15 protein-coding genes, 3 tRNA genes and 1 pseudogene are annotated in these 20,415 nt (G+C 36.4%); 15 read left to right on the top strand and 4 right to left on the bottom strand.

All coding sequences use genetic code 11. From position 1 onward, the window contains the following. Positions 1-55 precede the first annotated feature (55 nt). Entirely contained in the window at positions 56-931 is an 876-nt protein-coding gene (locus IPG37_04695; GenBank protein ID QQR53721.1) for a hypothetical protein, read from the top strand. On the opposite strand, the pseudogene IPG37_04690 reads toward IPG37_04695, so the two are convergent. Further along, positions 914-1,675, bottom strand: a pseudogene (locus IPG37_04690) (IS5 family transposase). The gene IPG37_04695 and the pseudogene IPG37_04690 sit on opposite strands and share 18 nt — an antisense overlap. 124 nt (positions 1,676-1,799) lie before the next feature. Between IPG37_04690 and IPG37_04685 the strand changes: the two are divergent. Continuing rightward, positions 1,800-2,426 carry a hypothetical protein gene (locus IPG37_04685; GenBank protein ID QQR53720.1) on the top strand — a complete coding sequence of 209 codons (627 nt, stop codon included), beginning with the start codon at positions 1,800-1,802 and terminating at the stop codon, positions 2,424-2,426. 20 nt (positions 2,427-2,446) lie between these two features. Here IPG37_04685 and IPG37_04680 read toward each other — a convergent pair whose 3' ends face one another. Continuing rightward, positions 2,447-3,577 carry an ATP-binding protein gene (locus IPG37_04680; GenBank protein QQR53719.1) on the bottom strand — a complete coding sequence of 377 codons (1,131 nt, stop codon included), beginning with the start codon at positions 3,575-3,577 and terminating at the stop codon, positions 2,447-2,449. Between the two features lie 186 nt (positions 3,578-3,763). Between IPG37_04680 and IPG37_04675 the strand changes: the two genes are divergently transcribed. The 7 genes from IPG37_04675 (at position 3,764) to IPG37_04645 (ending at position 8,302) form a co-directional block, all read left to right on the top strand. Further along, on the top strand, positions 3,764-5,137 hold the full coding sequence (locus IPG37_04675; GenBank protein ID QQR53718.1) for a hypothetical protein: 1,374 nt from the start codon (positions 3,764-3,766) through the stop codon (positions 5,135-5,137). Next, complete coding sequence (locus IPG37_04670) at positions 5,127-6,287, top strand: hypothetical protein (GenBank protein ID QQR53717.1); 1,161 nt, start codon at positions 5,127-5,129, stop codon at positions 6,285-6,287. Before IPG37_04675 ends, IPG37_04670 begins: the two co-directional genes overlap by 11 nt. A gap of 4 nt (positions 6,288-6,291) precedes the next feature. Further along, the gene (locus IPG37_04665; GenBank protein QQR53716.1) at positions 6,292-7,347 is read left to right on the top strand and encodes a hypothetical protein; all 1,056 of its coding nucleotides are present in this window, start codon (positions 6,292-6,294) and stop codon (positions 7,345-7,347) included. Between the two features lie 137 nt (positions 7,348-7,484). Beyond that, positions 7,485-7,575, top strand: a tRNA-Ser gene (locus tag IPG37_04660). 15 nt (positions 7,576-7,590) lie between these two features. Further along, positions 7,591-7,667: transfer RNA gene (locus IPG37_04655), tRNA-Arg, on the top strand. Between the two features lie 5 nt (positions 7,668-7,672). Continuing rightward, a tRNA-Ser gene (locus IPG37_04650) sits at positions 7,673-7,764 on the top strand. A gap of 49 nt (positions 7,765-7,813) precedes the next feature. Beyond that, complete coding sequence (locus tag IPG37_04645; protein QQR53715.1) at positions 7,814-8,302, top strand: hypothetical protein; 489 nt, start codon at positions 7,814-7,816, stop codon at positions 8,300-8,302. Between the two features lie 103 nt (positions 8,303-8,405). Here the strand turns inward: IPG37_04645 and IPG37_04640 are convergent, their stop codons facing one another. After that, a complete protein-coding gene (locus IPG37_04640) occupies positions 8,406-8,885 on the bottom strand; it encodes a hypothetical protein (GenBank protein QQR53714.1) in 480 nt (159 codons plus the stop codon). 85 nt (positions 8,886-8,970) lie between these two features. On the opposite strand from IPG37_04640, the gene IPG37_04635 reads away from it, so the two are divergent. Further along, positions 8,971-9,231 carry a TfoX/Sxy family DNA transformation protein gene (locus tag IPG37_04635; protein ID QQR53713.1) on the top strand — a complete coding sequence of 87 codons (261 nt, stop codon included), beginning with the start codon at positions 8,971-8,973 and terminating at the stop codon, positions 9,229-9,231. A 568-nt stretch (positions 9,232-9,799) separates the two neighbouring features. Here IPG37_04635 and IPG37_04630 read toward each other — a convergent pair. Next, on the bottom strand, positions 9,800-10,681 hold the full coding sequence (locus IPG37_04630) for a deoxyribonuclease IV (GenBank protein ID QQR53712.1): 882 nt from the start codon (positions 10,679-10,681) through the stop codon (positions 9,800-9,802). Positions 10,682-10,832: 151 nt separating this feature from the next. Between IPG37_04630 and IPG37_04625 the strand changes: the two genes are divergently transcribed. The 5 genes from IPG37_04625 (at position 10,833) to IPG37_04605 (ending at position 20,382) form a co-directional block, all read left to right on the top strand. After that, positions 10,833-12,716 (top strand): hypothetical protein, encoded by a 1,884-nt coding sequence (locus IPG37_04625; protein QQR53711.1) that lies wholly within the window; start codon positions 10,833-10,835, stop codon positions 12,714-12,716. 28 nt (positions 12,717-12,744) lie between these two features. Next, positions 12,745-14,511 (top strand): aspartate--tRNA ligase, encoded by a 1,767-nt coding sequence (gene aspS, locus IPG37_04620; protein QQR53710.1) that lies wholly within the window; start codon positions 12,745-12,747, stop codon positions 14,509-14,511. A 149-nt stretch (positions 14,512-14,660) separates the two neighbouring features. Continuing rightward, positions 14,661-16,829 carry a hypothetical protein gene (locus IPG37_04615; protein ID QQR53709.1) on the top strand — a complete coding sequence of 723 codons (2,169 nt, stop codon included), beginning with the start codon at positions 14,661-14,663 and terminating at the stop codon, positions 16,827-16,829. 123 nt (positions 16,830-16,952) lie between these two features. Further along, entirely contained in the window at positions 16,953-18,692 is a 1,740-nt protein-coding gene (locus IPG37_04610; GenBank protein QQR53708.1) for a hypothetical protein, read from the top strand. A 313-nt stretch (positions 18,693-19,005) separates the two neighbouring features. Continuing rightward, positions 19,006-20,382, top strand: a complete 1,377-nt coding sequence (locus IPG37_04605; protein QQR53707.1) for a hypothetical protein — start codon at positions 19,006-19,008, stop codon at positions 20,380-20,382. Positions 20,383-20,415 lie beyond the last annotated feature (33 nt).

The following is a 20,415-nucleotide window of genomic DNA, read 5'->3' as shown; positions in this document are numbered from 1 at the left end:
TATTTAGAAAAGTTTCAAAAATTTATTACAATTAAAATTTTAAAATAAGGTTGATATGAAGTATTTGTTATCTATTTTTTTTTGTTTTTTCAGTTTTATAGTTCTATTTTCACATGAACAAACACCGCTTTCTGAAGAGCATAGTGCTAACTTAAAAACTGAAGCTCTTCAAAATATTTCTGAACTTATTACAACTTTGGAAGCACAAAAGACAAAAGAAATAACTATAAAACAGTTTTTTCAAAAACATAATTTAATCGCTTTGATCAAGGTAGTAGAACAAAGAGAAAATGATTATAATAAAGCAATAAAAATTTTCACTTCAGAAATATCTACAATTGAAAAGCATACAGATGAGGATTGCAAAAATTTAATTAAAATGGCAAAAATCACAAAAATAACCCTTGATAATCAATTGATTCAAATGGATTTCTTACTGCGGCCTGCTAGCCTTTATCAATTTTTACTAAATCATGAAAATGGCTATAAAAAAAATAAACCACATTCAGTAAAAGAACTTAAAGAATTTATGAACCTAAAAATCAAAACTGCTTCAGAAGTAAAATCACTCGAAAGAAGGATAAAAGAAATTGAAAAAACCCCTAATGAGCTTATAAATAAAACAAAAGAAAATGATCTTCATATAGCACTTGATTCTGCGTTATCTTTGGAAAAAATTGAAGAATCAAGGAAAGAATCTAAAAATACAATTAAAACATTAGGACTCCCCCATTATGATGGTGGAAATACAGAATTTTTGAAACGCATTTTAACTATTGCAGAAAATTTAGGACTTGACACCCAGTTAATCGTATTTACAATAACCTCTGGAAATGAAAATCAGCCCCTAGGGATACGACCAGTAATAATACCAACAGAAGACGAATCGAACAAACTAAGGTGTGTCCTCAATTTAATTAGTAGGGCATAAAAGCTTCAACCATATGTGCATAGATGCGATGTAGAGCATAGATTGGAAGTTTCTAGCAAGTTTTTCAAAACGCATAGCAATGCCACGAAAATGCTTGAGTCGTGCAAAAAGATTTTCAACTAAGTGTCGATTTTTATACAAATGAGCATCAAATTCTGGATCTGGTCTAGTGCTGTTTTTCTTTTTGGTATAATTACTTGCATTCCTTTTGTCCGTCCATAGATACGAATACTATCAGCATCATAGCCTTTGTCAGCGATAAAATATTCCGCTCCTTCGGCCAGGTCGATTAATTCGTTTGCAACCTTTGAATCGTGCACTTGACCCCCAGTGATTTTAAAATTGAGCGGATTTCCATGCGCATCGGTGCACATATGAATCTTTGTAGTAAGTCCACCAGCGGATCTTCCAATTGCTCGCTCTTGACCACGCTGAGCTCCAGTCGCATGTTGGTGAGCTCTAACATAACTTCCGTCGGCGAATACCCATTCTTTATCAACTTCTTTTCGTAGCATAAAAAAAAACCTTCCCATAGCCCTTTTTTGACCAACGATTAAATCGATTAAATGCTGTTTGCCACGGACAAAATTCGGATGGAATATCCCTCCATGGTCCTCCAGTCCGCAATTTCCAAAGGATTGCTTCCATTATATTCCGCTCATTGCCCCACAGGTGGCATCCATGTTTACATAGTATCTCTTCTAGTTGTGACCAAATACTGTCTGTAATAACTCGACGTACCATTGCTTATCCTCGTTGCTGATTTCTGATACAAAAAACTTATCATTTTGTAGTGAAAATGCAACGTCATTACCTCATTTCAAATTGAGGACACACCTTACTATTTCAGTGTGCCATAGATAAAAGCGTGAGTACATTGTCAGACAATGAAATAACAGCACTTTTAAGTCACGAATATGCTCATTTAGAGGATGGAGTTATAGTTAATACCGCAGAAATTATAAGAAGACCAGATGACTTTAATGCAATTTGTTCACATATACAAGAAACTAAAGCAGACCTAGCATTTATCATTGATAATCAACATATATCTATCGCAAAAAAAATTGAACTTGCAGAATCGATGCACACATTTTATTCTGAAAATAAAGTAAATCTGAGTATTGACGGTGTAAAAAGAAACCAGACATATCCATCAATGCCCAAACGTGCAAGAAATTTCAAACATGGCGTCCGCGTCCTTTTAAACGAACCTGGCGCATTTGCCACTGCACCAAAAACATGGCTGTCAATGAAACTGTTTGGTTTGTTGCCATCTGAAAAGCATTTTGCATACTTAGCAGCAAAAACTCCGGTCGGAGCCTCATTGATCACCGCAACCGTTTTGACGGCCGGTTATTTTGTCGTAGCCACCTGCAAAAAATGGTATCAGGCATACAAAGAAAAGCAGAAAAAACAAACAGTAAAAATCGACGCTGTCCCAAACCATCCAGCTCCAGCTGCCCAAAACAGTAATCTAGTCCTGAATGCTTAAATCAAAAAACATTCAATTCATCAAAGTGGCTGCAGGTTTTTCAATCCAAGCACGGTGATATTTTCAGCCAGGGAAAATGTCTGTTCGTGCGGCCAGACGATATACAAATGGTCTAATGCAAGATCTTGCAAGGCCACATGCATTGACCTGGTAATTTTGGGCGAATCGGTGTATTTGAATTCAAAACCTAACCTTTTGCCATTTTTGATAGTAAAAAGATCAAGCTCCGCACCACCTTGAGTTGACCAAAAATAGCAATCGTGCGACTGCAACTCATACTGATTGATGATCGTTTCCAGTGCAAAGCCTTCCCACGACGCACCAAGTTTTGGGTACACATACAATGCTTCAGGCTGTGAAATTGAAAGCAACGCATGCAAAATTCCCGAGTCACGAATATAGAGTTTCGGTGATTTTACCTGCCTTTTGGAGATATTTTCAAACCAAGGTCGCAAAACACGAACCATAAACGTGCCTTCCAAAATATCGATGTATTTTAAAACCGTGTGATGCGTAAGATCCAAACCACGGCCCAGATCGGTGGCATTTAAAATGGATCCATGCACATGCGCAATCATCATCCATAATCGTCGCATCAAAGCGGGTGGGATGGCAAAGCCGAGTGACGGAATGTCACGCTCCATAAACGTTGCAATATAAGCCTGTCGCCACCGAAAACTCTGCTCATCCCTGGCTGCCAGGTATGACAACGGAAACCCGCCACGCAACCACTGCTGATCGTGATTTTTTGTTTCAGTCAACCAAAAAGGCGTCAGCTCAATGTACCCGATCCGCCCCGCCAGCGTTTCTGACGACTGTTTTAATAGATCACGTGATGCGCTGCCCAAAATCAAAAATCGATGAGTCTTTTGATCAACCAGAACTCGCAAAACGGGAAACAGGTCGGGACGCAACTGAATTTCGTCAATAATAATAAGATCAACCGCCAGACTACCAAATGCAAGCATCGGGTTTTCAAGCCGCGCAAGGTCCAGAGGATTTTCAAGATCAAATAGGTGAACGGTTTTAACATTTTTTGCATATTCTTTTGCCAACGTTGTTTTGCCAACCTGGCGGGGCCCCAAAAGGGCACAAGCAGGATGGACAGAAAGCTCATCTGCAATCTTTTTTAGCCAATAAAGACGGTCCATTTGAAAACATCCTTGCAATTTGGAATCTACAGTTCCAATTTACAAGGATAGTGGCAAACTTGCAATGGCTTGTAACATCTAGTTAAATAACGAACGATTTATTGACAATTTCAAAATAACCGATACGCTATATTTGACATGATTTCTATTTTTATTTAAAAAAATTAACAAAATAATGGAATTATAATGAAAAATATTAAAAAATTAGTATTGTTTGTCAGTATTTTATGTAGTTCGTACGTACAAATTCGCCCATCCTTGCACTCGCACGCATCATTTTCAGATAACTATAAAACTACACTAGGCATTCCCGATACAAGCTATCTCAAGACTTGCTGGCACAATCATAAGCTCCTTAACGAAAAAGCTATCCGTACATTATCAAAAGAAAAAGTAACAGAAATTGCAAAAGAAAAATTAGATTACGTTATAAAAGATTTTTATGATAAAAATAAGAAATTACTTTTTAACGATAAGACTGTACGTGACCTTGAAGATGATATGAGGTGGAGACTTTTTAGAACATACGCAGGAAAAGAAGGGCTAAAGATATCACAAAAAATGTGTGTACACAATGAAACCTATCGAAATATTATCAATAAAAATAATTATTTTGAGAATAATCCATACAAACTTCTGGTAGAGATCAACTTTTTGAATGACATTTTTGCAGCAGATCTTAAGATTGATGGAAAAAACATAAATGAATATCTTTATGATTCTCTTGAAAAAGCAATTGAAAAAGAACAGGCTTATATAAAAGACCCGGTAGAATATCAAAAAATGCTTAAGCTTACGCTAGCAGAAGCACGATACCTTGGAAAAGAAGTACATTCTTGCATAGACGCTGAAAAAAAAGCGCCTGACAGATTTCGACTAATCAAAACGCTGTACACATCAAATGAAAGAAAACATCGTTTCAATACCACAAATTATGGTTTTTACGAAATCAACGAGCACACTGGCGAAGAACGTAACAGAATGGAGTATGACCTCCCTACAATAATGGAAGCATACGAGAAAAATGTAACTGCCAAGCAAGGCCAAGATATCAAGGAAGAAATTATAGATAATCACAAAATATCGACAATCTCAGACACTAATCATGGCTCTGGCGAACAAAGCAAGAATGAATCAACCGAATTCAAAGTTTCAGATGAAAATACAAACGAAACATTAAATGAATCAGAAAATAAAACTGAACCGACATCAGACAAACAGGAACTTTTAAATGATATCCTTTCACCTGATCCAAGAAAAAATGAATTAGATCCTGGCCAAGCAGGTGAAGTATTAAAATCTGCGCCCGAAAAAGTTTCATTGCTTGAATCGATCAGCAGATCAGTTTTGGGCAGCCGTGCAAATCAAACAGTTTTTGGGCTTTTAACCTATTCACACGTATTCAAAGGTACATTAATCAGTGGAGTGGCAGGCACAGTCTGTCTTGCTGTATATAAAATTCATAGCCTGATGACGCGTAACAAAAAGAATCAGTCAAAGATAAAAACAGCTGAGACAAAAAAGGTTGCTTATTTTGAAAAGAATAATCATGAAAAATAGTAGAAAAGTCGTTCTTTTTGTCGGAGTTTTATGTAGTTTGCACTTCTTGCAAATCAACGCAGACTTCTTTTACGCCGACCATGCCACGACTGATTGCCTTCCTAATACACGCGATCTTGCTTCTGACTTATATCACGAAAAACAACTCAATAAAGCAGCTATCAATCAATTATCAATAGAAGAATTAACAGCACTCATAAAAGAAAAACTGGATCATATTGCAAGCAATTTTTATACTCACTACAAACCATTGCTTTTTAATGCTCAGAATCAACGTGGACTTGAAGATGACCCGCGTTGGAGCCTTTGCAGATTGTATCTGGCAAAAGAAGGACTAAAAATCTCTCAAACAATATGTAATGACAATGAAACTTATCAAAATATTGTCACTCTCCATCACGACTTTGATAACAACTCGTTTAAACTTCTTGCAGAGTTTGATTTTTTAACCAGACAATTTGAAAGAAAATTTGAAAGAAAAATCAAAATAAATGAAAAAACGATAATAGGCTATTTTTATGACTCACTTGGCCAAAAAATTGATAAGGAAAAGGCCTGGATAAAAGATCCGGTAGAATATGAGAAAATCCTAAAAAAAGAGTTTGAAGAAGCAAGCCAAGCCACGCTAAATATTAAGGACTGTATAAGATACGAAAAAATAGTCGCAAAAAAAGCGGGACTTAGGTATGGCCTAGATCGTGGTTTCACTGATCGGATACATAGTGATCCTAAGAACATAATGCAGCTACATTCAAAAGTCATAAGTGCCAATCAAGAGGTAATAACAACCAAGCAAAAAAATAAAACTGAACTTACTTCAGGTCAAAAGGAACTTTTAGGTGCTATCCTTCCACCTGACCAAAAAAAGAATGGTTCATATCCTGGCCAAAAAGATCAAGCATTAAAACCTGCGCCTGAAAAAATCTCATTCCTGGAATCGATCAGCAGATCAGTTTTGGGCGGCCGGGCAAATCAAACAGTTTTTGGTCTTTTAACCTATTCACACGTATTCAAAGGTACATTAATCAGTGAAGTGGCAGGCACAGTCTGTCTTGCTGTGTATAAAATTCATAGCTTGATGACGCGTAAGAAAAAGAATGAAAAAAAATGTGGAATGAAAGAGAGCGTAATGAATGAAAATAAGCTTTAGTCTCATGACAATTGCTATTCATTTAAGTGCTTTATGCGAATGCCTTGTTGATCTTAACTTTATTTTTCAAGTAACTGTCGAAAATCATCCAGGAATATACAATACAGAAGATCCTGAGTTTTCAAAGCGGTTAATCAGGGCATATGTGACTGCAGCAGTAGATCTGATTAATCATAAAGAACAACAAGCAACCATTAAAAATTTTATGAGTTCATTTGAAGATCCCCATTTTAGGGTTGCGTATCAGTCTAACAAAAAAATTGACAATCTTGTACCGGTTTCAAGGAGTATCTTTTTTAAGCAATGGGACGACTTAAAAACGGTATATATTGCCATTCCAACTTTTGATCTTGATGGAGCACAAAAAAACGGCATGGAAAACCTCATACAAGTATTACCTTCGATGCGTGATAACCGGTATATTATTTTCGATATTCGCGGCAATGGTGGAGGAAGTTCGTTTTGGGGTCAAAAGATCTGTCAGGCATTATTTGGTAAAGATTATATACAAGCAAAAACCTATGAATATGAAAAAAGTACCTACGCTCGATGGCGTGCAAGTAAAGCAAACTGCAATTATATTCGATCTGTCCTTCCGTTGATTGAAAAGGCATTTGGAGTACATTCAACTGAATATAAAAATGTATTAAAAATACAGAAAGGAATGGATGATGCGCTTAGCAAGGATCATATCTTTTATGATGCATATCTAAAAGATGAATATTCTGAAGATATTACTCCAGCTGAATGCCAATGTAGCGCGCAAATCATTGTATTAATTGATCAGAACTGCGCCAGTGCAACATTAGATTTTTTAGATCGGATTACGTCAGCAAGCTCATGTACATTGATCGGTTCAGAAACGGGCTATGATACTGTGTATATGGAATGTCGAAAAGAGATTTTGCCAAGCAAAACGGGAGCGTTGTTTTTGCCAATAAAGGTTTACAAGAATCGAAAAAGGAAAAACCGAGAGCGATATAAACCAACTATAAAAGTTGAGCTTGATCGTCCCGAGCAGGCGGTAAAGGAGTGGTTTTTACAAAACATATTTCAATGATAAAATTGAGCAACAAATAATCGTAGCCTGAGAATGTGAGGTTGGTTTGTGGGTATTTTTTGGGCTTGTGAGATTTATTTGCAAAAAACACTGTATCAGGTATTATTATCTTGCAAACTATTTAAAATGTCTTTTTCGGAGAGATGGCTGAGTGGCTTAAAGCGCTTGCCTGCTAAGCAAGAGTCTAGGAAACTGGGCGCGAGGGTTCGAATCCCTCTCTCTCCACCATTTCATTGAAATTATGCGCCTGTAGCTCAATTGGATAGAGCGTCAGACTACGGATCTGAAGGCTAAAGGTTCGACTCCTTTCAGGCGCACCACATGCGGAGAGATGGCAGAGTGGTTGAATGCGGCGGTCTTGAAAACCGTTATTTCCAGCGATGGAAATCGGGGGTTCGAATCCCCCTCTCTCCTCCAGCTTCTACAATCATTTTGGCTATTAAAGTATTTTTTAAGGATTTCATAAATGAATTTTTTGAGACAGGTAAATGTATATTCGCTTATGGTACTTTGTTTTCTTTTGGCAATTTCTTATTCGATATCGTTGTTTTTAAAAAATAAAAGGATTGAAAGTAATATTGAGTTAGTAAAAAAATCTTTTGATATTTTTAATGCACCTTATCTAGAAGAGGCTGTAGCGAAATATCATGATGTATCATATAAACAATATTCAGATGGTAAAGTGTTAAATTATGATGATCTGTTAAGCCATGTGAAATATTTAAAGTCTGTATTGGCTTCAAAGGTAGAGATAATCTATGATGACATTGTTGCAGATCAAAACACCGTATGTACTGTCCACAGGGCTAAAGCAAGTAAAAAAGATGGTACGAAAGTGGAGATTAAAGTTATTGCATTCCATAAAATTATGAATAATAAAATTGTCTCGACAGATGAGCTTACTCATGTACTGACAGGAGATGAGCAGGATAAAAAGTTGGGATCTGCACACTAAAAGATTTGAGTTTATGGATGTTGACACAAATAGAAGCATACGTGTACGAAGCTCTTGAAAAACCTGATACTGCGTTTCTAAAAAAAGTAACTGGATAGGACATTTAATGATTTTCTAAAAAATCTACAATATTAATGATGCGATAAAAATAGGAGCTTGTTGCAACGGTAGTAACTACACCGCTTACATGGAATAATACGGCTACCTTTGCGAATTCTTTTGGCGCTTTTAGTCTTGCTATTTTTTCCTGCATTTCGGTAATGATATCGATGCCAATTTCACGTCTTTTGAATTTAAATTCACAAATAAATAAGCCGTTGGTTTTTGTTTGTATTAGATAATCGATTTGGCAACCTTGCTGAGTAGTTGTTTTTGTTTGTCTGTACGGTCCGCTGCGTACAATATCGACAGATGAAATACCTAGTTTTTCAATCAATAACTGGCGATTTTGAAGTAATAATGTCTCAAGTTGTAGGCCTAGATGTGTTTCAAAACCAACTATGGTTGATAGTGGTACTTGATCAAATCCACCTTCTGCGATGATATTTGAATGTGGTTCAATAACTTTAAGATAAAACCTCATGTAAGGATCTGAAATTCTAGTGACGTGGCTCAGTTTTTAAAGGAACTGCAGGCGATTAAAGGGTTGCATTAAAAGGTAAAAAAATATGAAGAGTAAAGAGTTATTGTCACTTAAAAATGTTGGCAAAGCCGTTTTGCATGATCTTGAGCTTCTTGGCATTCATTCAATAGAGCAACTGAAAACACAGAATCCAGATGACCTTTTTGAAAAATTACAAAGAATAACTGGGTCAATACAGAATCCATGTGTTTGGGATGTATTTGCAGCAATAATTCATCAAGCAAATACCGGTAATGCCTTGCCTTGGTGGTATTTTTCAAAATTGCGCAAAAGAATCATAGGATAAACATTCCTTATGTGGATTTGTTATTCGGTCTATATTCTTTTCAGTTCTACTGGTGACTATTCTTAATGATGCTTTAATTCAACTCCGCATACGTTTTCTACGTATTTCAGATGGTATAACCAAACAATTTTGTTTCTATACAGATAACATTGTCAAAACAGCTTGATTGTTTCATTAAATCAAAAGCGCAAAGCGATGGCGGTTTTAAAAGACATAGGGCGCTAAAATCTAAGTTTAATTTGTAATACAACTAATTAAACAAAAAATAATTAGTTGTATTCTGAAATTATTAATTGTAGTTTTATTTTTAGATAAATCAAGTAATAAGAAAAATGATGTTGCTTTTCAATTATTTTTCTTAAAAACAATAAGTGTTGCAAAAAAATGGTTGGATATAAAGGATAAATTGTTGCCTGAGGTATTGCAACACAAAAATATTTGTTATAATTAAAAAAAAGAGTGAGACTTGAAGTAGCTTATTCAGGACTTCAATTCCTTGATGGTTGGAAGTACAACATACGAAGAAGCGCTGCTTTAAAAGACGGGCACTGTTCATGCCCGTCTTTTTTTATGTTTTTGAAGCAAGTTGTACTAAGATAGATATATTTTTTTTATGATCGTCAAGTGAAGCATAGGGAGTTTCAAGAATTTTTGGTATGTGCCAGAATCGTTTGTCTTGAAGTAACAGTTGAAAAGAGCGAAGAGGAATGAGCCCGTGGCCTATATGTTCATGACGGTCAACGTGTGATCCACACTTTGTTTTTGAATCATTGATATGAAAAGCCTTGATATGGTCAAGTGGAATATGTTGCATTACCGTCTTCCATAAATTTTCATAGGCATCTGTTGTGTGATAATCGGTTCCTGCTGCAAATAAGTGGCAGGTATCAATACAAAAGCCAAGTTTTTGTTTGCTTGTTTGAGAGAGAAGATTAAATAGCATGCCTAGTTCTTCAAATGTTGATCCGATACTACTTCCTTGCCCCGCCATATTTTCAATTAAAATGGTAACCGGAGCGTTGCTTTCGTAAATAACTTCATCGAGGCAGTTGCTTGCCTGTTCAATGGCTTGTTTGATGGAAAAATCGAGTCTTGAGCCGGGGTGGAGCACCAAAAAAGGGACACCTAACTGAGCGCACCGTTCAATTTCTATCAAAAGTGCTTTTTTAGATTTTGCGAATACCTCTTGATTTGATGATGCTATGTTAATCAGATATGAAGCGTGCACCATTATTGATTGTAGTGTTATTTTAGTTCCTTTTAACCCATTTTGAAAGTCTGTAACTTCATCTTGTGTAATTTTTTTTGCATACCATTGGCGATTGCTTTTACTGAAAAACTGAATTGATTGGCATTCAATTGAAGCTCCGTCTTTGACTGCCTGCCAAAAGCCATTTTTAATTGACATATGAGCGCCTAAACATAGGCGTTGAAGTTTTTTAGTTTCCACTGGAGATCCTCTTATTTTGACAAATAATGAAAAAGAACTATCATGATCAGTAATGTTCTTTTGATCGTGTGCATGCAAAAATCATGTGAACACTTTGTGTTTTAAAATTGGACATGTATAGTTTGGTAAACGTATCGTATTGGAGAATAACATGAATTACCTTTTATTAAAATCAACCTATGCTTTGTTGGTAGCAGCTTGTTTTATGCATACGTTTGCTGAACAACCTGTTAAATTATTAAAAGAGGAAAAAAAGAATAACATTGTGATTTCAGGAACGTATAAACCTGAAAGTTTTTTTGGTGATAAGTTTAGTACTTTTAACAAGGGTGATACGAACTTTTTTGCACGACATACTCTGGATGTAAGTGGTACATACAAAAATAGCGGAATAACTTTTAAAGGTACGGTAAGAAATAAATCGCCTTGGGGCTCAGAAGATGGTATTGCAAAAACTACCAGTTCTACTTTTAAAATGAACGAAGTTGTTGTCGGGGAACATACGCATGCATTGCCCCGCAATATTTTTTGGCTTCGTGAACTTTACGCAGAAATTGATCTTTCAAAAGTAGCCGCTATCCCAGTCGAGCTTTTGCATACAGTTAAGTTTGGTTCGTTTTCATATCAGCTGGGCAGAGGAATAGCGTTAGGTGATGCTTTTGCTGTTGGTTCTGAATCTCTTGGATTTTATAGTGATTCAGCAGTTGATCGATTTGCTTATGGACTATTGATTTCTGATGAGTTGATACAAAATAAGTTAAATCACGAATTTTATGTTGCGTTGCTTCAAAATAAGGCGGGTTCCCTGTCTGATATAAATGCTAAAATACTTGGACAGGAATATGGGAGATTGCAAACACCTGCTCGTGGATTTGGCAGTGTTCATTTTCTTGTTTCCGGAGCTTTAAAATGGCGAGTTTTTGAAGATATTCAGGCGAACAAACTTGAATTGCAGCCTTATTGGCTTGTGACACATGAACCGGAACAAAATGTCGAGTATCCTGCTGATGCAAAGATGCTGCTTGGAACAATCGGTTTTGCATCTGAAATGAATTTTAATGAATTTGAATTTGGGTTTGATTGTGCAATTAACCTTGGTCAACAGCAGGTGAAAGGGTGGGATCGTAATGCGATAATTTTCGAGTCACGTGATGGAGTGCCTACGGCAGTAAATAGTCATGTGTTTGCGGGAACGCCCACAGCTGATACTTCACAAAGATTGGTGTATGTGACCGGTAGTGCAACCCAAAAAGCAGTTGATCAGGCATTCAGAAGCGTCAAGCAAAATGGGTTAGAAATTACTGGGGTTGCGGATGGGCTAACAAGCCAAAGCTCAGTTTTTAATGGAACAAATAGATTCAGAGATCCATATGTGAATATTTTTAATGGGTATATGGCGATTGCAGATGCATCCTACTGGTTTGCAAATAAAACGGTTAGATTCAGTGGAATGGCAGCAATTGCGTCCGGTGATGATTTTCCAAACTTTAACCCTATTGATGGTAATTATAGTGGGTTTGTTGGGATTCAAGAATTGTATGCTGGTGATCGGGTAAAAAGTGCCTTTCTGCTTGGTGGAGCTGGAAAAATGAAGCGGCCATTTTCAAAACCAACATTTGATGAAGCTCCAGATAAGTTTCAAACGGCGGCTGTTTCTGGTTTTTCAAATTTGATGGCGCTAGGAACCAGTGTTTTGTGGAAACCAGTTAATAATGATCATTTAATCAAGGTACAACCAAATATAATCTCGTTTTGGCAACATTATCCAACGGGCAATGCAAGACCATATTTGGGCACTGAACTCAATCTATTTGTACATTATGGCATGTTGGAAAACCTAGAGTTCTTCACGACAGGGTCTTTATTCATTCCTGGATCATTTTATACAGATCGCAAAGACGCTGCATATTTAAACCAAGAACAGTTAGATGTGGCTGACCAGCAAGACGTTACAGGTTTTACTGCTGATGCGGTAAAAGGTTTGAATGATAATATTGCATTGACTTTAAATATGGGTCTTAAATTTACTTTCTAATTACTCTGTAATGTAAGGTGCTAATTGTATGATTATTAAAAGAAGTGTAGGATGCGGAGAAATTGATCAGCTACATCTGAAAAAAGTAGTTAGTTTAGCTGGATGGGTGCACCGCAGACGTGATCATGGAAATCTCATTTTCGTTGATCTGAGGGATAGAACCGGTTTTATGCAGCTTGTTTTTGATCCGACACATAATAAAAATAGTCATACAATTGCACATGAACTTCGTTCTGAATATGTTATTCATGTGGAAGGTGTCGTTGTCGAAAGAACTGTCGAAACGATTAATACTAAACTTCCAACGGGAAAATGGGAACTGTTAATTGAATCCGTTTCTATTTTAAATCGGTCAAAAACGCCTCCCTTTTCTTTGGATGAGGCGCACAATGTTGATGAAGAGACACGTCTTGTATATCGATATCTTGATCTGCGTAGGCCCGAAATGCATGCAAAGTTTGCAATGCGCAACAAAGCGATCTTTATTGCAAGACAGTCTTTGCAAAAAGAAGGTTTTTATGAGATCGAAACGCCTATGTTGACCAAAAATACACCGGAAGGTGCGCGAGAGTTCATTGTTCCAAGCAGGTTAAATCAGGGCTCGTTTTATGTGTTACCACAGTCACCACAGCTTTACAAACAGCTTTTGATGGCCAGTGGCATGGAAAAGTATTTTCAAGTTGCTCGCTGTTTTCGTGATGAAGATCTGCGAGCTGACAGGCAGCCTGAGTTTACCCAACTTGATATTGAGATGTCGTTCATTTGCGAGGATGAAATTCAATCGTTGATTGAGCGTGTGTTGAAAAATATGTTCAAAGAAGTTTTGGACGTTGATATTCAGACGCCATTTAAACGCATGACGTATGACGTTGCATTCGATGTATATGGTTGTGATAAACCTGATCTGCGATTTGAGCTGCCGATTGTGCATGTCGAAAGCATCTTTCAACCATTAGATCTCCAGTTTCTGCAAGCTGTGCTTAAAGCTGGCGGCAAAATAGGGGCTGTGCATGTTGCACAGCATCCGTTTACCCATTCTGAGTTGAATCGATGGACCGATAAAGCATTGCAGCTTGGTGCAAAAGGCCTGTTGTGGATACAGGTAAATGACGATGGATCAGTCGATTCTCCCGTCTCAAAGTTTTTACCAGCTGATTTTGTCAAACAAGTACAGCACGTCATTCCAGATTTCACGGCTGGCAGCACCTTGTTTATCATTGCAGGCGAATACCAAAAAACATGGACCTTATTGGGCCAAATTAGATTGATGCTTGCGCAACAGCTGGGGATTGTCAAAGATGAGTTTAACTTCTTATGGGTTACCGATTTTCCACTGCTGGAATATGACGAAAAAGACAAGCGTTGGAATGCGATGCATCATCCGTTTACTGCGCCACAAGATGGTTATGAAAAGCTGGAGCGTGGACAGATCAAAGCTCGAGCATATGATGTTGTGTTGAATGGGGTTGAAATTGGTGGCGGTTCCATTCGAATACATGATCGTCAAAAGCAGCAAGAGATTTTTGATATGCTTGGATTAAAAGCTGAAGAGATGGAACAGAAGTTCGGGTTTCTCTTGCGAGCGCAGGAATATGGCTTTCCGCCGCATGGTGGCATTGCATTAGGGCTTGATCGTCTGTTGATGATGATGACCAAATCTCAGTCAATTCGAGAAGTGATCGCCTTTCCAAAAACACAAAAAGGTTTTGATATGATGATGAATGCACCAACACCCATTGATCAAAAAATTCTTTCAGAGTATAGCATTGCCGTAGTTCATAACCGAAAAGCATGATCCATTGTCTGTAAAACTGATAGTTTGTGATGATACTGCTGACACAAAAATGACTAAGAAAAAAGATAGGGCTTTGTAATAATTGCTTTTTTGAGTAGTTTTCATGATAATAATGATTGTATGGAAATTAAAATATAAAAAAGAGTTATATGTTGTTACATAAAAAAGCTATCTGTCTATCTATAGTATTCTTGCTTTCGGTTCAAAAATATGCCTATGTATCAGCAATGGAAATGGTGAAAGGTGATGATGCTGCTGTAGAAAACAAGCTTAATGAGATAGGGCAGCAATATGGAACTGTTCAGTCTTTCCTTTCAACTGCAATAACCAGCTGGCAGGCAGACAGGCTGGATGTTTCACGAGTAAATTTAATAAAGACCTTGTTTGAAAGCCACATAAAAAATTTCCCGTTTAGACCGTTTATGGGTTATGCCGAAGATTATCCAAGTTTGAGATTCGTTATTTTGAACAAACATTCTAATATGAAGATACAACAGTTAACTGATGAGCGATTTTATGACTGTATCAACTCTTATTTTGCTGCACAGCTATTCAGTTCGCAGGGTTTTTGGACAAATAATAGTAAATTTGAAGATATTTTTAATCGTAACTATCAGGTTTTTAATGAACAGGCTCCATTAAATGTACCAGATGCTCCAAGACAGATTGATGTTGCAGGTAATGTGCAAGGAAAAGATAATCGACCACCAGATCCGCAAGGTAATTTTAAGAAGCTGTATTTCCGATTTCAAGAGGTTTATCAAGAAGAGCTTGCTAAGCTTTTATATGAACGCCAAAAGACAGGTTTGCAGGCAAAGCCTATTGATAAAGAATGTATAAAAGGACTTTTGGTGCCACCAACTCAAGGGGGAAACGAGGCTTTGTTTTTGATAAACAGTATCACGGAATATGGCGTGAAAATAGCTTCAAATTACAGATTAGAAAAAGCGTTTCTTACTATACTAGCTCAAAAAGAGGTGAATATTATTCTTGAGAATGTACAGAAGGTGATAAATCTATTTGATCAAAAGTCTTCCGAATTTGAAAAGGTCATTACAGAATATATGCCGGAAAAAGGTAGTCGAAATAATGTTACCACTTTGCTTACTAATGATAAGCCCGAGCTGATTTACCACTATATAAAGGAGGGTAACTTAAGGGGTGAATTGAATGCCACTAGAATTAAAAGGCTCAGGGACCGAAAGCCTGAATGGGAAGAAACAGCTAAAAAAGATCCTTGTCAATGTTTAAGTGATATTAATGCTACTCTTTCAAATAAAGGTAGCCTTTTGAAATCGATTGAATATCTCAATGAAGTAGCAGGTATTATAGATACGATCATTTGGCCAACTCTTTGGTTTGTTGGCTGTGTAACGAACAACTTGAATTTTGTTCAATGGATGCTGCAAGAGTGTAATGAATTAAAGGATCATTTAGAAAATACGTTTAATGTGCTTATGCGTGACATTGATCAAAAGCGAAAAACAGGATTTTATACTAATGGTATGTATAGTCATTGGCAGCAAGATAAGGAAAAGTCTATTCGCTCACTATTAAAGTTTAACTTTCAAAAAGCAAACTTGCTTACTTTTATGATTCAAGCAGAGGAAAAAAGCCAGTTGCGTTACATCTGGTTTCTATTGAAAAAACTTGCAACGAAGTCTGAGGCAACAAACAAGTCTGAAAACGAAGACTCTGATTTGGACAAAAAATTAGATCTGTTGGACCGTTTATTGAAAGCCGAGACAGAGGAAAACCTTGCAACTATCAATGCATTAGCAAATCAATTAAAAGAGGGTGTATCCATTTCTCAGTCTAAAGACCTGTCGAATTTGGAATTGTCAGTTACGGATCAAGAGATTGCTATTGCAACTGCTAAATGGCAGAAGCAACCTGAAGAAAAAGAACAGGAGAAGCCCAAACAAGAGCAATTGAAGGAGCAAGTTGCTACCGGCGAAGTTGGGGGCGAGCCAGAAAGAGGCCCGACTGAGCCTACAAAGCTTAATAATCAGGGCGAAGTAAAAACTGCAGTTGTTGTTGATCAAAAACTGCAAACTCCTGTTGTTGTTGCGAATGAAGTTGGCGATGCGGTAGTTCCTCCTATACCAGCTACACAACCAGTTATACAACCACATGTTGCCGACCCGAATCAATCTGATGCAGATACCCAGTCACAAGGTGCAAGCAGTACTATCAATCCATCTGGTACAGGTAACCCTTCGCCAACAGGCACACCAACCCCGTGGTCGCAGTGGTTCTGGAATGGTGCTGTAACATTTTTCACATTCCTGAAAAACAAACTGTTTTGGTGGTGGTAAAACTTGCATAATTTTCGCGTAACTTTTGATACATTGTGCTTACTTCTTTTCAATGATTGCTTTTATTTCTTATTGTTTATTACAGTAATCATTATATTGAAATGAAATGTTGAACAAAGGTATATGTTTTTATATAAAAAAACTATTTATCTTTCCACTGTGTTCATGTTTACCGTTCAAAAGTATGGTTATGTATTAGCAATGGAGAACGTACCAATTGACGCTGCGTGGAAGCAGTTTGGACAAGAAGTGGCAGCTATGAAGAATATCGCTTTTACTGATTCTGCTAAATGTAGGGTAGAGTTTTTAGAAACATTGTTGGAAAATCACAAAAAAAATTTTCCATTCAGATTGTTTATGGGGCCATTGGAAACGTATAGGCGATTAGGATTTCTTGTAAATGGGCCATTGTTAGTTGACCAGGTTTTTCAAGACCGTGCACATTCTCTCTTTGCGGCGCTTTTGTTTAGGTCGGCTGATTGGTGGCCATTTGCAGAAAAATTGAAAGATGTTTTGAATAGTACGACGCAAGTCCTTAATTCGCAAAAAAAATTTAAAGACCTTTATTTTCGGTTTCAAAAGGTAGATCAAACGAAGCTTTCTGACTTTTTATATTCCGTAAACGGATTAGACAAAACTCAGAAAATTATTGACGAGCAAGTTATAAAAACGTTGCTTGTGGTACCTGATAAAGAGGAAAATAGGGATGTTGCATTATTGAGAAGTAGTATAGAAAAGGATATTACATCAATATTAGAAAAATTAGTTGAAGATGAAACTTTTTTAAACGATAAGGCAAAAGCTGAGATAGATATGCTTAGTAAAAATATCTCGAATGTAAAAACTGCGTTGGAACAGAATAAGGATTATAAATTAAGGAATGAGATTAGCAATATGGTCTTTACTGATGATCAAACTAATCAATCGACAGATTTAATAAATAGCAATCCCAAGTTAATCTATCGATTCCTTAAAAAGGGTGATCTTGGCAACTTTTCATCATATGAAATTGAATTGCAAGCCCTTTTGAATGTTATTACTCGTAGTAAAAAAGACCCTTTTACCTGTTTAAGTTTGCTTAATAATTCTTTAAGTAACAGCGAAAGTCTGCTTACATCAATTAAATATTTCAAAGAAATCAAAGATATTACAGAAAAAAGTATGCCACTTATTAGGTTGCTTGCAAAAGTGTCAGAGGATAATCGTTTTATTGCGTGGATGCAAATAGAATGGAATACATTAAAAGAAGCTTTAAATGGAGCTTTGTTAGTAATTCGTAATGCAATTACAGGAGTTGGGACTAGTGGAACAGAAACAGATCCTTCGGCTGTTCGATTCAAGAACGAAGGAACATTGTCAGTTAAAAATTTAGCACAAAAGCCGGTATTACTTACATTTATAATAGATGCCTATGAGCGCAACGATATAGATCAGATTATTTCCGTACTGCAAAAACTTACAACTAAAGTTGATTCTGATAACAAGTTAGATCTGTTGGAATCACTATTGCAAGTGGAGACTGCTATGAATATTACAACTGTTGACAACGCGGCCACTTTGTTACCATCATCTTTGCAAGCTTTGCAAGTAAACGAATTTCTGCAATCGAAAAAGGCAATGGTTGGACCTACACCTGGTGACCAAAAAGTTGTTTCTGGTCAGGGTTGGGTTTCTGCAGATATTTCTGATGAAGCTAATCGAGATGAACAGTCACAAGGTGCAGGCCGTGGTCAATCAGGTTTCCGGGTAGGTACTGGCAACGGTTCGTCAACGGGCACACCAACCCCGTGGTTGCAGTGGTTCTGGAATGGTACTGTAACATTCTTCGCATTCCTGAAAAACAATCTGTTTTGGTGGTGGTAGAGCTTTTATAAATTGTGCATTACTTTTGCTATTTCCTTCATTTTCCTGGTCTCACATGGTCATCTGATGTTTTTTGTACTGCTGTTTTATAACAGTATATATTCTGAAAAAATATTGTATTTTTAATAAACAGTTACGATTGCTTTATTTCGATTTGACATTGTATAAAAATAATCTAAACTTGTGTTAATAAAATAATTTAAAATCAGGCAATGAAAGCTTAGAAACATTGTTTATACAATGTTTTTGGTGTGAAAAATAAAAAATTTTTTTGATGTCTGTACTTTTCAAGATCTCTAACAAAGGAACAATTGTGTTTAAAAGCTATTTTAACTTTTTATTTTTTACAATAATAACAGTACAAAATCTTCGAAGTTCTGAAAGTAGCGAAGCTGATTTTCGTAATAATCTGGCTTTTCGTGAGGCTCTTATTCCATTTGTGATTTGGCAGCTTGAAATGCCGGGGATAAATGAGTTTATTATCAAAGCGGGACAAAATGATTTCAGTTATGATGATTTAAGTAACCAGGCTTTTGTGAAGGACAAAATATTGTTTCTTTCGTCATTAAATCAATGTTCAAAGACGTTTTATAAGTTAACCAAAACACATATGTTGTCATATTTTTTTCTGAACTTGTGGAGTGAGACAACTGCTGTTTTATGTTTTGGAGAAAAGCAAACTCACTATATTCCATTAACTAATTCTGATTTTATTCTGAGACAAGGTAATGAAACTCTTATTGATTACAAGAAGATAGTCACACTGAACCGTTTTGCTAAGGTTTTGGCGAAAGCGCGATTGTTTTTAGAAAATGTACCATGCAATTCTAATCTGTCTAGCTGTACTTCTTCTATGCAACATTGTTTGTATAGATTAGCATTAGCTGCACAATATGGTAATTTGCAAGGGTTTTATTCTCTTGCAATGAGATATGATACAGAGGAGGAGTTAATTACGTATCTTAATCGTTCTAATTCAAAACCGACCGACGAAGGTATTGAATGGCAACATGATATGATTTTTGTGAATAAATTGCAAAATAATATTGAAAATATAGCTTTATTTTTGCTAAAACAGTTTTTTCTTGATACAGGAAAATCTGTTCTTTTGCCTGTATCATATTTAACAATTTATACTTTAAAAAATAAGTTAAAGCAAAATAAAATAGAGCTTTTTTTGGCAGATGAAAGTACGAAATATTGCAATAGACAGTTAACCAAAATTCCAGATAATTGGTACGTTATTCCATGGAATAATTTTTTTCATAAAATAGATGAACAGACGCTTACAAAAGAACTGGACGAGGCGATTGTTTATTCCAAAAATGAAGTTGAGGAATCGCTTCTTTTGTATCGAGACGGAACACATTTTGGTTTTTATAAAAGCGTTGGTAATTGGACTTACGATGGTCACTATGTTTTCTATACAGCTCCATCTCAATCTGCAAAATTTTTATTCAAATCAATGGTTTTGAATGGTTTCATCGCTGGTCAGGAAAACTTATTTGCAAATTTCCTGGAACCTTTAACCATTGAAAGTAAGCAATACGGTTCAGAGAAAGCTTATAGCTGCTTTCAACTTGGTTGTTCGATTCAGGTGCTTGAAGACCATTACGTGAAGGTGCATGCCATTACAGATCCTTCAAGCAGAAAAAACTGCACTAACCCTTTTTCTTGCATTGTTCAATAAAAGGTGGCTTTCTATTTTTTCGATTAAAATCCT

This window comes from bacterium (genome assembly GCA_016699125.1).
Lineage (GTDB): Bacteria > Babelota > Babeliae > Babelales > Vermiphilaceae > AWTP1-30.
The sequence above is the reverse complement of the archived record's forward strand: the minus strand, read 5'-3'. Positions and strand labels throughout refer to the sequence as shown.